Annotated in this window: 15 protein-coding genes; 2 read left to right on the top strand and 13 right to left on the bottom strand. The window is 73.9% G+C overall.

What is annotated here, in order from left to right; all coding sequences use genetic code 11:
* The 4 genes from E4099_RS07270 to E4099_RS07250 all read right to left on the bottom strand — a co-directional run.
* Positions 1-1,149: MFS transporter (locus tag E4099_RS07270; protein WP_135338117.1), on the bottom strand; the 1,149-nt coding region annotated here is incomplete at its 3' end.
* A 112-nt stretch (positions 1,150-1,261) separates the two neighbouring features.
* Complete coding sequence (locus E4099_RS07265; RefSeq protein WP_135338116.1) at positions 1,262-1,858, bottom strand: TetR/AcrR family transcriptional regulator; 597 nt, start codon at positions 1,856-1,858, stop codon at positions 1,262-1,264.
* A gap of 94 nt (positions 1,859-1,952) precedes the next feature.
* Positions 1,953-2,207, bottom strand: coding sequence for a hypothetical protein (locus E4099_RS07260; RefSeq protein WP_135338115.1), 255 nt, complete (start codon positions 2,205-2,207; stop codon positions 1,953-1,955).
* A 380-nt stretch (positions 2,208-2,587) separates the two neighbouring features.
* Positions 2,588-2,995: a CoA-binding protein gene (locus tag E4099_RS07250; protein WP_135338113.1), complete on the bottom strand. Its 408-nt coding sequence runs from the start codon at positions 2,993-2,995 to the stop codon at positions 2,588-2,590.
* 64 nt (positions 2,996-3,059) lie between these two features.
* On the opposite strand from E4099_RS07250, the gene E4099_RS07245 reads away from it, so the two are divergent.
* A complete protein-coding gene (locus E4099_RS07245; RefSeq protein ID WP_135338112.1) occupies positions 3,060-3,686 on the top strand; it encodes a YigZ family protein in 627 nt (208 codons plus the stop codon).
* Positions 3,687-3,763: 77 nt separating this feature from the next.
* Here E4099_RS07245 and E4099_RS07240 read toward each other — a convergent pair whose 3' ends face one another.
* The 6 genes from E4099_RS07240 to E4099_RS07215 all read right to left on the bottom strand — a co-directional run bounded on the left by E4099_RS07240 (position 3,764) and on the right by E4099_RS07215 (position 10,375).
* The gene (locus E4099_RS07240; RefSeq protein WP_135338111.1) at positions 3,764-4,063 is read right to left on the bottom strand and encodes a sulfurtransferase TusA family protein; all 300 of its coding nucleotides are present in this window, start codon (positions 4,061-4,063) and stop codon (positions 3,764-3,766) included.
* Positions 4,060-5,313, bottom strand: coding sequence for an MFS transporter (locus tag E4099_RS07235; protein WP_135338110.1), 1,254 nt, complete (start codon positions 5,311-5,313; stop codon positions 4,060-4,062). Before E4099_RS07235 ends, E4099_RS07240 begins: the two co-directional genes overlap by 4 nt.
* 59 nt (positions 5,314-5,372) lie before the next feature.
* On the bottom strand, positions 5,373-6,041 hold the full coding sequence (locus E4099_RS07230) for an ArsR/SmtB family transcription factor (RefSeq protein ID WP_245244654.1): 669 nt from the start codon (positions 6,039-6,041) through the stop codon (positions 5,373-5,375).
* 369 nt (positions 6,042-6,410) lie between these two features.
* Positions 6,411-6,971 carry a DUF6924 domain-containing protein gene (locus E4099_RS07225; RefSeq protein ID WP_135338108.1) on the bottom strand — a complete coding sequence of 187 codons (561 nt, stop codon included), beginning with the start codon at positions 6,969-6,971 and terminating at the stop codon, positions 6,411-6,413.
* Positions 6,972-7,087: 116 nt separating this feature from the next.
* Positions 7,088-9,028 carry a potassium channel family protein gene (locus E4099_RS07220; RefSeq protein ID WP_135338120.1) on the bottom strand — a complete coding sequence of 647 codons (1,941 nt, stop codon included), beginning with the start codon at positions 9,026-9,028 and terminating at the stop codon, positions 7,088-7,090.
* A gap of 399 nt (positions 9,029-9,427) precedes the next feature.
* A complete protein-coding gene (locus E4099_RS07215) occupies positions 9,428-10,375 on the bottom strand; it encodes an alpha/beta hydrolase (RefSeq protein ID WP_135338107.1) in 948 nt (315 codons plus the stop codon).
* A gap of 509 nt (positions 10,376-10,884) precedes the next feature.
* Here E4099_RS07215 and E4099_RS07205 point away from each other — a divergent pair.
* Complete coding sequence (locus tag E4099_RS07205) at positions 10,885-12,156, top strand: APC family permease (protein WP_135338106.1); 1,272 nt, start codon at positions 10,885-10,887, stop codon at positions 12,154-12,156.
* 94 nt (positions 12,157-12,250) lie between these two features.
* Here E4099_RS07205 and E4099_RS07200 read toward each other — a convergent pair whose 3' ends face one another.
* The 3 genes from E4099_RS07200 to E4099_RS07190 form a co-directional block, all read right to left on the bottom strand.
* Positions 12,251-12,556: an Rv3488 family transcriptional regulator gene (locus E4099_RS07200; RefSeq protein ID WP_135338105.1), complete on the bottom strand. Its 306-nt coding sequence runs from the start codon at positions 12,554-12,556 to the stop codon at positions 12,251-12,253.
* Positions 12,557-12,737: 181 nt separating this feature from the next.
* On the bottom strand, positions 12,738-13,766 hold the full coding sequence (locus tag E4099_RS07195) for an alcohol dehydrogenase catalytic domain-containing protein (protein ID WP_135338104.1): 1,029 nt from the start codon (positions 13,764-13,766) through the stop codon (positions 12,738-12,740).
* A gap of 27 nt (positions 13,767-13,793) precedes the next feature.
* Positions 13,794-14,666, bottom strand: a complete 873-nt coding sequence (locus E4099_RS07190; protein WP_135338103.1) for a universal stress protein — start codon at positions 14,664-14,666, stop codon at positions 13,794-13,796.
* Positions 14,667-14,744: the final 78 nt, after the last annotated feature.

The following is a 14,744-nucleotide window of genomic DNA, read 5'->3' as shown; positions in this document are numbered from 1 at the left end:
CTCCGTGGCAGGGGTGGCGCGGCGGGCGATATCGGGCAGGAGGGTGGCCAGGCCGGCCAGGGCCAGGGCCGCACCGAGCCAGAGCGGGGCGCGCAGGCCCCAGGTGTCGATCGCCACGGCGCCGACCGAGGAGCCGATGATGACGCCGAGGGTGATGAAGGAGGAGTGGACGGTGTTGACCAGCGGGCCGGCGTTGCCGGTGCGCTGGACCCGGGTCGCCATGGCCGGGTTCATCGTGACCCCGACCAGGCCGATGCCCATCATGCAGACCACGGCCGGGACGGGCAGGTCCGCGAGGAGGGCGAAACCGGTGAGGAAGGCGAGGTTGAGGGCGAGGCCGACGGCGAGGACGGGCACCGTGTGGCGGTCGGCGAGGCGGCCGACGACGTAGTTGCCGACGACGGTGGCCGCACCGTAGGCGATCAGCAGGACGGGGACGGTCCCGGTGGAGAAGCCGGTGAGGCCGGTCAGGATCGGGTTGAGGTAGCTGAAGGCCGAGAAGGTGGCGCCGATGATCAGCGTGCTGGTGGACAGCACCAGCCACAGCTTGGGCCGCTTGAACACGCCGACCTCCTGGCGGAACGCGCCACGGCCCCCGGCGCGCTCGACGGGGGGCACGCCGAACAGGGTGGCCACGGCGGCGATCACGGTGATCAGGGTGATGGTCCAGAACGCCGCGCGCCAGCCGAACCGCTCGCCGACCAGGGTGGACAGCGGCAGTCCGAGCAGGGTGCCGAGCATGAGGCCGTTCATCGCGACGGCGATCGCGCGGCCCCGGACCTCGGGACGGGTGAGCTGGGCGCACATCGAGATGCCCACGCCGAAGAAGGCCTGGGAGGCGACCCCGGTGATGATCCGCGCGGCCATCATCGTGGCGTAGCCGGTCGCGGTGGCCGCCAGCACATTGCCCGCCAGGAAGATGGCGAACAGCACCATCAGCGCCGTCCGGGGCGGGAACCTCATCACCGCCACGGTCAGGAACGGCCCGCCGACCGCCATGGCCGCCGCGAAGGCGGTGATGAGATATCCGATCTGCGTGATGCTCGCGTCCAGTCCCTCGGCCATCTGCGGCATCAGTCCGGCGACCACGAACTCGCTGGTCACCATGGCGAAGATGCCAAGCGCCAGGACGTATACGGCACGGGGCACGGTGAGGTCTCCTTCGACTCTTGTTATGGAACGTTCGGTTCAAAATTTGGGCAGCATGCAGCGGCGCCCAGGAGGTGGTGTGGCGCCTCGGGCGGACGGGGGTGGTGGCGCCTCAGGCGGTCAGGGCGTCCAGGGTGATCTCGGCGATCGACTCCAAGGTGGCCCGGTCGGCGCCGCCCTGGCTGGAGACGCGCATGCCGCCGATGGCCGCGTTGACGAAGCGCGCCAGTGCCCCGGGGTCCCGGGTGGAGGTGATGCTGCCGTCCCGCCGGCCTTCCTCGATCACCGCGCGCAGGGCCGTCAGTCGGCGGGCCGTGTCGCGCTCCAGCATCCCCGCCGTGTGGGGATCCCGGCCCGCCAGCTCGACCGTGGTGTTCACCGTCAGGCAGCCCAGGCTCCGGCCCCCTGCCCGGTGTTCGGTCTCGCCTTCCACGATCACCGCGAGCAGGGCGCGGACGCGGGCCGCGCCGCTGAGCCGGGTGTCCTCCAGGATGGCCGACTGGTTGGCCGTCGTGGTGTCGATGTAGTGGGTCAACGCGCGCGTGAACAAGTCGTGCTTGCTCTTGAACGTGTTGTAGATACTGCTGCGCCCCAGTCCTGTGGCCTCGCACAGGTCCTGGGTGGAAGTGGCCTCGTAGCCCTTCTCCCAGAACGTGCGCATCGCCGCACCCAGGGCCCGTTCCTCGTCGAACATCCGCGGTCGGGCCATGGTGGGAGCTTAGTAGTTTTGGATCGCTCGTTGCAATACCGGTTCCGGTGCGCGGGCGAAGGGTGCCGTCCGTCCCGCGGGAGGTGGGTCCCCCTCATTCCGCCCGCCGTCCGTACCGCAGATTGCGCAGCGCCGCCACGGCCATGGGGGAGAGCCCGACGACGGTCTGCGCCGCGTCCACCCGGCGGACCAGGATCCAGCCCTTGGCGCGCAGTGACGAGACCTCCCGCCCGACCTCCCGGCCGGCGTCCCGCGTCAACTCCCCGACGGTGGGGGCGTTGCCCTCGTCCAGGTGCCCGACGATCAGCCAAAGGACGCGTTCCTCGTCCGAGGTGATGCGGAAGTCCATGGTTCGACCGTACGTCGACCCAGGTCAGGACGGGCACTGGCGAGAACGTGGGTCGGTGGCGCCGGCAGTCGTTCGGCGGCGAGGGCTTCGCTCGCTACCGTGACGTGCCGCTCGTCTGTCCGGTGGTCGCCGTGGGAGCGGTGGGTTCCGGGTCGGCGGCCAGGCGGGCGTGCAGGTGCTCGTCGTGGTAGGCCCCGTCGCCGAAGCGGTGTGAGTCGCGCAGAGTGCCTTCGGGGACCCCGCCGCCGGCCAGGCCCCGGATCGGCCGACCGACCGCTCGCCCGTCACCGACCCACGCTCCTGGGTCCTGTCCGATCCTTGGATCTGCACGCGCCGGACCCCGCTCCCCGACCAGCACGATCGGCCGGACAGGGCCCGGCCTAGCCGGCGGAGGCGAGTTCGATGGCGGGGCAGCGGTCCATCACCATGTCCAGGCCCGCCTCCCGGGTGCGCCGCAGCGCGTCCTCGTCGATCACGCCGAGCTGGAACCAGACGGCCTTGGCGCCGATCGCCACGGCCTCGTCGGCTATCCGGCCGGCCAGATCGGAGTTGACGAACACGTCGACCACATCGACCGGGAAGGGGATGTCGGCCAGGCTGGCATAGCCCTGCTCGCCGTGCACCGTCTCGGCCTTGGGGTGCACCGGCACCACCCGCTTGCCGTGGCGGCGCAGCACCTCGGCGACGCCGTAGGCCGCGCGGTGGCGGTTGTCGGAGAGCCCGACCACGGCCCAGGTGTCGCCGGTGTCCCGCAGGATCCTGCGGATCGTCTCGGTGTCTGCGTACATGACCGGAGCAACCCCGTACGGGCCCGGCGCATTCCCGCGGCCCGGGGAGCCGTAGGCTGGCCGGATGCAGGAGCGCTACCGGACCGTCGCCCACGAGGGCGTCCACGAGATCGAGATCAACAAATCGCGCTTCATCTGCGCCCTGGCGCCCGCCGCGACCGAGCAGGAGGCCCAGGAGTTCGTGCAGCGGGTACGCGCGGAGCACGCCACCGCCACCCACAACTGCTTCGCCTATGTGATCGGGGCCGACGGGGCGGTGCAGAAGGCCGGCGACGACGGGGAGCCGGGCGGCACCGCGGGGGTGCCGATGCTGCAGATGCTGCTGCGGCGCGACGTCCGGTACGTGGTCGCCGTGGTCACCCGCTACTACGGCGGGATCAAGCTGGGCGCCGGCGGGCTGATCCGCGCCTACGGCGGGGTGGTCGGCGAGGCGCTGGACACCCTGGGCACCGTGGTCCGGCAGCGGTTCCGGCTGGTCACCGTGGTCGTGGACCACCAGCGGGCCGGCAAGTTGGAGAACGACCTGCGGGCCACCGGCCGGGCGGTGCGCGAGGTGCGGTACGCGGAGGCCGTCAGCATCGAGGTCGGGCTGCCCGAATCGGACCTCGACGCCTTCCGGTCCTGGCTGGCGGACGCCACCGCGGGCACCGCGACCCTGGAACTCGGCGGCGAGGCGTACGGGGAGGGCTGAGGCCGCTCCCGCCCCGGCAGCGGAACCAGCGGACCGCCCCCGGACCTCCGCACCGCGGAACCGCCCGGGGTGCCCGGTCAGGAACCGGCCCGGTGCCAGGGTGCGTCGGGCCGGGTGGGACGCGCGTCGGCGGTGACCCGCAGGGCGTACACCGGCCGGGTGCCGCCGGTGACGGGGCCCAGGTAGTCGTGTCCGGTCATATGGCACCAGGCGGGCAGGTCGAGCGGGGCGGCCGGATCCGTGGCCACCACATGGACCAGGGTGCCCGGCGGAGCGCCGTCGATCTCCTTGCGCAGGCGCAGCAGGAGGGTGACGCAGAGCAGACCGGTGCCGTCGACGGTGAGGTCGGCTTCGGTGCGCGGGGGAGACTGGTTCATCGGCGACTCGCGGTGACGGCGATGGCGGGGAGCAGGGCCAGGGAGAGGATACCGCCGGTGAGGGCGAGGACGGGATAGCCGGCGGTGGACACCACCAGGCCCGAGGCGAGGCCGCCGGTGGCGCCCGCGAGCGCGATGGAGACGTCGACCATGCCCTGGGTCCTGGCCCGGGTGGCCAGCGGCACGGCATCGGTGATCATGGCGGTGCCGGAGACCAGGCCGAAGTTCCAGCCCAGGCCGAGCAGGGCGAGGGCGAGCGCGAGCCGGCCGACGGAGTCCGCGGGCGCGGTGGCGGCGGTGATCCCGGCGGCCAGCAGGACGAGGCCCGAGGCGGCGGCGATGGCGCAGCGGTCGTAGCGGTCGACGAGCCAGCCGGTCAGCGGCGAGGGCAGGTACATGGCGCCGACATGGATGGCGATGACGAGGCCGGAGGCCCCGGTGCCATGGCCGTGGTCACGCATGTGAACCGGCGTCATCGTCATGACGGCGACCATGACGAGCTGGGTGAGGATCATGGTCAGCGCGCCGAGCATCAGCCCCGGGCCGCGCCGGTCCGCCTCGGCGGAGTCGTCCGCGGCCCTCCCGGAGTCCGCGGTCTGCTGCCGGAGGTCGAGTGTGCGGGCGAGCAGCAGCGGGTCGGGGCGCAGCCAGACGGCCAGCACCACGGCGGCCAACGTGTAGGCGACGCCGGCCAGGAGGAACGGCCCGGCCAGCGTCGGGATGCCGAGGGTGTCGGCGAGCGTGCCGGTGGGGGCGGCGAGGTTGGGGCCGACGACACCGCCGAGAGTGGTGGCGACCAGGACGGTGGAGACCGCGCGGGCGCGGTGGGCGGGCGCGGCGAGGTCGGCTCCGGCGTAGCGGGCCTGGAGGTTGGTGGCGGTTCCGGCGCCGTAGACGAACAGGGCGGCGAAGAGCAGGAGGGCGCTGCCGGCGACGGCGGAGGCGATCACACCGGCGCTGCCGACGGCGCCGGCGAGGTATCCGCCGGCGAGCCCGAGGCGGCGGCCCCGGGCCTGCGACACGCGCCCGACGACGATGGCGGCGAGGGCGGAACCCGCGGTGAACAGGGCGCTGGGCAGGCCCGCGAGGTCGGTCGAGCCGAGCATGTCCTGCGCGAGCAGGGCCCCGACGGTGATACCGGCCGCGAGCCCGGCTCCGCTGAGGATCTGGGAGGCCACCAGGACGGTGAGGACGCGGCGCTGCGCCGTGTCCTGGGCGGGTATCGAGGGGGTCGGGGCGGTGCGTGTCACGGTGTGCGCTTTCGGGAGGGGAAGGTGTGCGGCGGTGTGCCCTCGCGGGCGCTGGGTGGTCAGGCGAAGTTCCCGGTGTCGACCGGCAGTTCGGCCAGGCGCCACTCCAGCATGCCGTCGTTCAGGCGGATCGCCCGCCGCCCGCGGTCGGTCAGCAGTCGGACCGCGTCATGGGCCAGGGCGCAGTACTCGCCGCGGCAGTAGACGATGATCTCGGCTTCCTCGGGCAACTCGCCGAGCCGGTCGGTCAGTTCGCCGACCGGAATGGATACGGCGCCGGGGATGTGGCCGGCCAGGTACTCCTCCACCGGGCGTACGTCCAGCACCACCGTGTTCCCGGCGCGCACCCGGGCGCGCAGCTCCTCGCGGGTGACCTCCATGGCGCCGTCGTCACCGAGGTAGGCGTCACGGGCGGTGGGCACGGCGGCCTGGTGGTGCTCGGCGACCTTGCGGAGCAGCGCCAACAGCTGGGCGACATCCTCCCCGGCGAGCCGGTAGTGGATGCGCACGCCCTCCCGCCGGGTCGCGACGAGCCCGGCCTGCTTGAGGGTCTGCAGATGCGCGGACGCGGTGGTCAGGTTCAGTCCGGCGGCCTTCGAGAGCGCGTCGACGGTCCGCTCACCCTGGGCCAGCAGGTCGAGCAGTTCCAGGCGCTTTCCGCTGGCCAGCGCCTTGCCGGTGGCGGCGAAGGCATCGTAGAGCTGCGCCTTCGGGGGGGTGGTGGTCACGGTATCCTCCATCAATCCATGGAATATTGTAGAGGTAGTCCGCGGGGCAACGCCCTGGGCACCTGTCGCTTCTGGCGGGACATCGGCTACGCCGCCGGCGGCCCTGGTGGCCGGCGTCCTCGCCGACGCCCTCGGCCCGCACGCCGCCGTTCTCGCCGCCGCTTCTTGGGCCCCTGAGCCTTACGAACCTTGCGGACCTCGAAGTCCATCGCGCCCCTTGAGGTGGGGTGTTGCGACGACCACTAGAACTCAAGGGGGCCCCGCGGGGCGCGCGGCCGCCGGCGCTCCCGCCCTCGCCGGGCCGTGTCCTTACGGCAGAGCGGCCGCCCCCTGGTGTGCGGGGGCGGCCTGGCGTGCGTTCGACCCCCGTCAGCCCTCGTCCTGATCCATCTGATCCATCAGGCGGTACTCCTCGTACACGGCCGTCCCGGGGCCCGCCGCGTGCACCCCGGAGTCCGACCAGTCGGTGTCGTGGTACTCGCGGAAGAAGAGGTTGGCGATGCTGTCGTTGATCTCCACCCCGGCCACACGCAGGGCGGGGACGCGGAACGGTGCCACACGCGGCCAGGGCTCGTCATCCGCCTCGTCCACATGGAGGTCGATGCCCAGCAGCGGCAGGTCCTCGGCGGCGAAGGTCTCCGCGTCGGCCAGGTAGAGGTGGTCGTACGGCAGGTCATGGCCGGTGGCGGGGGCCGCGGCGAGCACCGCCTCGGGCAGCAGGCCCCGGTACGCCTCCTTGTCGATGGGGACGACATAGGAGACCGCCCGGTCGTAGTCGTTCATGTCCTGCGAGCCCTCCTCGAAGGTGACGGGCGTCTCCAGGGCGGTCAGCAGGCGGTTCCAGTCCGCCGGGTCGGTGAAGTCGGTCCGCAGGACGGGGGCGGCGGCGTCCGCGCGGGGCAGGCGTATGGGGCGTCGATCGCGATTCATGCGCCGGACGCTAGCGCCGGGCACCGACAGCACCGGGATCGGCGGAGCCCGCGCCATTCAGGCCCTCGCTCCCGCAGGGGGCCGCGGCGGGCCCGGTGGCGTGGCGCGCGCGGCGCTCAGACGCGCGTGCCCCGCGGGCGGGGGGCTCGGCCGAGCAGTTCGCCCAGTCCCTGCCGGGTCGCGGCCAGCACCACTCGGTCCTGGGGCCGCAGGACGTAGTCGGGGCTCAGGTCCCACCGCAGACTCCGCGCGGCATGCTCGCCCTCGTGCGGAGTCGCGGCGAGGTCGGGCCGCCGGTCGGCGGGGGCGGCGGCGTCCAAGGCGATGACGCGCCAGGCACCGGGCCGGAACGCCTCGGCTACGGTACGGCCCTCCAGCCGTGGGTTCCCCGCGACGGGGAGGGCGGCCAGGAGGAGCACCCGCCGCTCGATGGGGATGGCGCCCAGGACCTGGCGGCCCATCATGGCCCCCGCGAACGCGGGCGCGGCGAGGGTGGAGACGCTGCGGCTGCGGGTGAGGGCCTGGGGGTGGGTGGCGCGCAGGGTGCGGTAGACGGCGGTGGCGAACCGGTCGTCGTACAGGCGCAGGGTCACCCGCAGGTCGGGCCGGACGGCGCGGGCATACAGGACCGCCTCCAGATTGGTGGTGTCCGAGCTGGTCAGTGCCAACAGGGCGTGGGCGCGGTCGATCTTGGCGGCTTCCAGCACGCCTTCCTGCGTCACATCACCGAGGACGGTGGGCACCCCGAGGCGTCGGGCCAGCGGGACGCCCCGCGCCTCGGGGTCCTCCTCGATGCAGACCACCGGGATGTCCAGCTCGCGCAGTTGGGCCAGTACGCGGGTGCCGACCTTGCCGAGCCCGAGCAGGACGACATGGCCGGAGAGCCGGCGCGAGGGGCGGCGCAGCGCGGAGGCGGTGCGGAAGGTGCCCAGGGCCTCCAGCGCGGCGGCGACCAGGACCGGCAGGAGCAGCAGGCCGGTGAGTCCGGTGAGGAGTTGGAGGATCTGCCGTCCCCTCGGTTCGTCGACCGCCGGGTCGCCGATGGCGAGCAGGTCCAGCAGCGACAGGTACCCGGCGTGCAGGGGATGGTCTCCGGTGACCACCCAGGAGATGACGGCCAGCGCCACCAGGGCCGCCGCGACTCCGGCGAGTGACCAGCGCAGACGGCGGGAGAAGAGCGAGGCGAGCGGTATCCCCCGGCTGGTGAGCCGGCGGGGCGGCAGCGGCGGGCCGGTGCGGGAGACGGCTTCGAGCACCATCGTGCCGCGTCCGGTGGCGGCGGCGACCTCGCGGTCGTCCGGGAGGAGCCGCGAGCCGTCGTCCCCGCTGCTGTCCGAGCCCTCGGCGCCGCCTGGGTCGCTGCTGGTGGAGGAGAGCAGGGCGAGGGTGCACAGGCCCGGGTCGGCGATCTCGTAGGGGGCGGGCGGGGTGCGCTCGGCGGCGCGCAGCAGCAGCCCGTCGGCCTGGATGACCTTGCGGGTGCCGGCGACCGCGGTGGCCGCGAGGGCGGGGGCCGCGGTGTCCGCGTCGGAGAGGACGGTGGTGGCGGCGTCCGCCTCCGCCGGGTCCAGGCTCTGGTCGGCGACGGCGGCGGCCTGGTCCAGCAGCTCTTCCAGGTGCTGACCGAGCTTGCGGTTGTACATCCGGATGACCAGACGCAGCCGCGGGTTGAGGCGCCGGGCCCGCATGGCGAGGTGGATGTTGGTCTCGTCATCGTCGAAGACCAGGGCGAGGGCGGCGGCCTGCGCCACCCCCGCCGCGGCCAGCACCTCGTCATCCACCCCGGCCGGCTGCAGGACGCGTACCGCCGCGCCGGACGCGGGGCGGTCCATGTCGGCCGCCGGCGCCGGCATCGGCACCCGGCCGACCGCGGCGGTCAGTCGCCCGAACAGCGCCGCGGCGCGCACCCCTGCCCGCGAGGAGCTTCCGACGCGAACGCCCCGCGGCTGCCACGCGGGGATCCCGGAGGGGATCACCACGGTCACGCGCGCACGGTAGACCTCGCTGAGTTCCGCCGCGAGACGGTGCGCCAGCGCGTCGTCCCCGCAGACGACCATGTGATCAGTGGACGGTTCCCCCTGGGGCTGCACGGCGACAAGAATACGACCACGTTCACCTGCGGCAATGCTTCAGCAAGCGGGGCATCGGCCTCCGCGTCGCCGGCAGCGCCGAGACCTCCCCGCAGCGGGGCCGGCCCCGCCGGCGCGGGCACCTCGGCCCCCGCGGCCCCGCCCCGAACCCGGCTGCCTCCGCGGTGGGTTGCGGATACGGCGGCGCCATCGGGACGGTCCTGCCCGCTCGCTCGCCCGCGGTCGAACGAGCCGACAGCCTGTCAGGCGAGGTCCCCCGTACGGCGCGACCGTCGTGATGGCGGTGCGGGTGAGCCCCGTCCACGCCGCTGCGACGGCCCGCGGCTCATGCGGTGCCCCCCGGCATCGGAGCGCGTCCCGTTCGGCTCATCCCGCCAGGGAGGCCCGGAGGAACTCGAGGATCTCCGCTCGCGCCGGTTCGGCCTGCGCCGCCACCCCGGGCATGGCGAGGAAGGCGTGCCCCGCGCCCGGGTACTCGGTGAGCCGCGCGGGCGTCCCGGCCGCGTCCAGGCGTTCGGCGTAGCGGCGGCCGTGGTCGGCGATCGGGTCATGGGTCGGCACCACCACGAGCGCCGGAGCCAGCCCGCCCAGGTCCTCGGCGTACAGCGGCGACACTTCGCGAGGGTCGTTCCCCGGAGGCACGCCGAGCCGCTGGAACAGCCGGAGTTGGGGCATGGCGAGGGTCGGGGTGTGGGCGTGCTCGGCGACCGAGGCGTGATCGAACATCGTCTCGGTCATGTCGGTGGCGGGGTTGACCAGGACCTGCGCCCGCAGCCGCAGGCCGGCCTCCCGGGCCCGTATGGCGGCCAGGGCGCTGATCAGCCCGCCGCAGCTCTCGCCGAACACGGCCGCCCGCGCGGGGTCGACGCCCCATCGCGCGGCGTGCCGCACCACGTGCTCAAGCACCTCCCAGCCGTCGTCCACGGCGTTCGCGAGGGGGCTGTCCTCGGCCAGGAGGCGGTGTTCGACCGAGACGACGAGCGCGGGCAACCGGGCGGCGAGGTGGCTGTTGGCCCAGTCGCACTGCACCGCCGTGCCCACGAACGCCCCTCCGTGCACATGGAGGACCAAGGGCAGGCTCTCGCCGTCCGTCGCGGACGCCGGACGGTACACCCGGACCGGGACCTCACGGCCGGGCAGCGCCACCTCCTCCCAGCGGATCGCGGTGCCGGGGTCCGGGTCCCCGGTGACGGCCCGGGCCGCGTCGGATGCCCGAAAACGGTTCTCCGCCTCTGCGTAGGCGGCCAGTCCCTCGGGTGTCAGTGCGGACCAGTCCGGCTCCGGCGGTCGCTGGGCGGCAGTGACCTCGCTCATGTCTCCCTCTTCCCTGCCCCGGACGCGGGGCGTGTCGTGGCGGTCATGTGTGCCAGGGGCGGCGCGGATCATGCGGTGCAGCCGACCGCGGGACCCCTGGGTCCGGCCGTCGGCAAGCTGTGACACGATTATGCACGCACTGCGTGCAACAGCAAGTGCATCGCTGAATCGCAGCTGGGGGAGACGGGAACGAGAAGGGTGCGATGGCAGGCCGCGACATGGGTCGACCGAGGAGATCCCGGGCACGGTGGGAAGACGCGGCGCACGAGCGACGCCGAGTCCTTCGGTGTGCGCAAGCCCGCCGCGGCGCTCGGGGCCGATGCCTCCAGCTCCTACCGGCACCTCCGGGACAAGCCCGAAGCCCCGCGGGACCGTTGTGGCCGGTCGCGCGGCTGGGTCACGCGGCCTCGCCCGGCGGCCGTGCGATTCCCTGCGGTCATGCGGCCCTATATCGTCTGCCGATATCGGGACCCGTCAGGTGGGGCCGCCCGCCGCTGAGGAGTGTGCCCATGAGCAAGCCTTCGACCGCCGGTGGCGTACCGGACGAGTTGCGTCGCCGGCTCGGTGTGTCCGACGCGGTGGTCATCGGCCTGGGATCGATGATCGGCGCGGGGATCTTCGCCGCGCTCGCCCCGGCGGCACGCGCGGCCGGCTCGGGCCTGCTGCTCGGCCTGGCCCTGGCCGCCGTGGTCGCGTACTGCAACGCCACCTCCTCCGCGCGGCTGGCCGCCCGGTACCCGGCGTCAGGCGGTACGTACGTCTACGGCCGGGAACGCCTGGGGGCGTTCTGGGGCTACCTGGCCGGGTGGGGCTTCGTGGTCGGCAAGACCGCCTCCTGCGCGGCGATGGCCCTCACGGTCGGCTCGTACGTCTGGCCCGGTCAGGCGCACGCGGTCGCGGTCGCCGCCGTGGTGGCGCTGACGGCGGTGAACTACGCCGGGGTACGGAAGTCCGCGCTGCTCACCCGGGTGATCGTCGCGGTGGTCCTGGCGGTCCTGGCCGCGGTGGTGGCCGCCGCCCTCACCTCCGGTACGGCGGACGCAAGCCGGCTGGACGTGGGTTCGGACACCACGGTCGGCGGGGTGCTGCAGGCGGCGGGCCTGCTGTTCTTCGCCTTCGCCGGCTATGCGCGCATCGCCACGCTCGGCGAGGAGGTGCGCGACCCCGCGCGCACGATCCCACGGGCGATCCCGATCGCGCTGGGCATCACCCTGGTCGTGTACGCCGTCGTGGCCGTCGCCGTCCTGACGGTGCTGGGGCCGAAGGGGCTGGCCGAGGCGGGGGCACCGCTGTCGGAGGCCGCACGGGCGGCCGGCGCCGACCGGCTCACCCCCGTCGTCCGCGCCGGGGCCGCGATCGCCGCGCTCGGCTCCCTGCTCGCCCTGATCCTCGGCGTCTCCCGGACCACCCTGGCCATGGCCCGCGACCGGCACCTGCCGCACGTCCTGGCCGCCGTCCACCCCCGCCACAAGGTGCCGCACCGCGCCGAACTCCTCGTCGGCGCCGTGGTGGCCGCGGTCTCGGCGACCACGGACGTGCGCGGGGCGATCGGGTTCTCCTCCTTCAGCGTCCTCGTCTACTACGCCGTCGCCAACGCCTCCGCGTGGACCCTCACCCCCGGCGAGGGCCGCCCGCACCGCCTGGTCCCCGCCGTCGGATCGGCCGGCTGCCTGGGCCTCGCCTTCGCCCTGCCGGTGTCCTCGGTCGTCTCCGGGGCCGCGGTGATCGCCGCGGGCGCCGCGGTCTACGGTCTGCGCCGCGCCCTGGCCGCCCGGGGCTGACCTCGCCCGACCGGATCCCCCGGTACGGCCCCATCCGATGCCCGCCCTGGTCCCCGCCGCATCGCCACCCCCGCCGACACAGCGGTACGGGAGATCAGGGCACCTCGTCGCCGAGCACCTCACGGGCCAGTTCCCTCAGCGCCCGCCGGTCCTCCGCCAGGGCCCGCCGCCCCGCCTCGGTGGCCCGGTAGACCCTCCGCGCGCGGCCGTCGACCACTCGCTGCTCGGAGACCAGCAGCCCGTCGGCCTCCAGCCGGTGCAGCGTCGGATACAGGGTGCCGGGGCTGATCCGGTAGCCGTGGCGGGCCAGTTCCTCGGTCATCCACGCGCCGTGGACCTCCTCCTCGGCCGCGTGATGCAGAATGTGCAGCCGCACCGCACCCCGCTGGAACTCGCGCACCTGGCCACCTCCGGCAGTGACGGAACCGATATCGGCCCCCGATCCTACGCACGGAGCACCGGGCTCCTCCCGAACGTGATCCCCGGTGGTGAGCCTGCGGAGGTGGCCGACCGGTGTCCGTGATCCCCCGTCAGGAGCGGTGCCAGTGCCCGCTCGTGCCGCCGGGGCGAGCCGCGGTGCGTCAGCCGGCGTCCAGCACCACCTTGAGCTGCCCGGTGGTGGGCCCCGCGGCGAAGGAGACATAGGCCTCCTCGATCCGTTCCAGCGGCAGGTGCTTGCTGACCAGTGGGGAGGCGCGCAACTGCCCGGCGGACAGCATGGACATCAGCGTGGGGATGGAGGAGGTGTCCACCTGGCCGGTGCTGATGGTGACGTTCTTCCGCCACAGCGCCTCCAGGTGCAAGGTGGCGGGCCTGCCGTGCATGCCGATGTTGGCGATGTGCCCTCCGGGACGGATGGCCCGGGTGCAGAGCACGAAGCTCTCGGGGGTGCCGGCGGCTTCGATGGCCACGTCGGCCCCCGGGCCGTCGGCGAGGTCGGCGAGCAGGGCGCCGGGGAGTTCGGCGGCGTCGGCGCCGAGGCCTTCGGCGGCCTCCAGCCGTGTGGGGGAGAGGTCCACGGCGATGGTCCGGCGGGGGGAGTGGATCTGCGCGGTCAGGACGGCGGCCAGGCCCACCGGTCCGGCGCCCACCACCACGACGGTGTCGCCGGGGCTCACATGCCCGTTGAGGACGCCGACCTCGTAGGCGGTGGGCAGCACCTCGGCGAGCAGGACCGCGTCGTCCCGGGCCAGGTTGCCGTGCAGCGGGTGCGTGGAGTGGTCGGCGAAGGGCACCCGGACGTACTCCGCGTGGGTACCGCTGATCTCCCTGCCCAGCAGGCGTCCGCCGCCGCCCTGGCACTGCCCGTACCTCGCGTCGCGGCAGTACGGGCAGTTCCCGCACGCGGACACGGCGGACACGATGACGGGCGACTCCACCCGGGTGCCGTGCACCTCCGGACCGGTCTCCACCACGACGCCCACGGCCTCGTGGCCCAGCACGGTACCGGGGCGCACCTCCGGCAACTCGCCCTTGACGATGTGCAGATCGGTTCCGCAGATGGTGGTGGCCTCGACCCGCACGATCGCGTCGGTGGGCGCCTCGATCACGGGCTCGGGGACCGTGCGCCAGTTGATGTCGCCGGGGCCGTCGTAGACAAGCGCGCGCATGGTGCCACTCCGTTCCGTCCGGTGGACTCAGTCATGCGGTACGACGGCCACCGGGCAGGCCGCGTGGTGCACCGCGGCGTGGGCGACCGGGCCCAGATGGGGTGCGAGGGGCGGCCGGTGCCGGCGGCGGCCGACGACCAGCAGGCCGCCGTGCTCCGCCGCCCTGGTCACCGTGCGCGCGGGGCTCTCCAGCCGTACCGTGTCGACCACCTCGACCTGGGGATACCGGTCCCGCCAGGGCAGCAGCGCGGCCGTGACCAGGTCCTGGGCCTCCTGCCGGACCTCGCCGACGGTCTCCGTGTCCACTCCCCACGGGGTGTACGCGGTGATCGGGAGGTTGGTGCCGTGCACCACGTGCAGCGGGGCCCGGCGGGAGTCCGCCGCCTCGAAGGCGAAGCGCAGCACGCTGTCGCCGCCTCCGTGGAGGCTCAACGCGACCACCACGCCGCCGGTCTGGGCTCCCGCGTCCAGGGCGGCCGGCTCGGGGACCGCCCGGACCAGCACCACCGGCTGCTCCGCCCGGGCCGTGACGAACAGGCTGGTGTCGCCGAGGAAGAAGCCCTCCACGGCCTTCAGGCCGCGGGAGCCGAGCACCAGGATCCGCGAGCTTGCCGCCGCGCCCAGCAGTGCGCGTGGCGCCTCGTCGGCGACCAGGTCCGGCACGATGGACAGCTCGGGATACTGCTGCTGGAGCCGATCGCGGGTGTCCCCTACGATCCGGTCCGCCCAGTAGTTCTGGTCCCGGTCCGAGGAAGCGCCCCGCGGCGCCGGGGCGAGCAGGACCCAGGCGTGCAGCAGCCGCAGGGCCCAGCCGCGCCGGTGCGCCTCCGCGGCGCCCCAGTGCGCCGCGGACAGACTCTCCGACGAGCCGTCCAGGCCGACGGTGACGATGTCTTCCATGCGATGTCCTTGTCCTCGGGGGAGCCCGGCCGGAGCACGGCCCACCGCCGGCCGTGGCGGACCGCGTGTCGGCGCCTG

Origin of the sequence: Streptomyces palmae (genome assembly GCF_004684805.1) — a bacterium.
Taxonomy (GTDB): Bacteria; Actinomycetota; Actinomycetes; order Streptomycetales; family Streptomycetaceae; genus Streptomyces; species Streptomyces palmae.
This window is presented reverse-complemented; position numbering and strand designations above follow the sequence as displayed.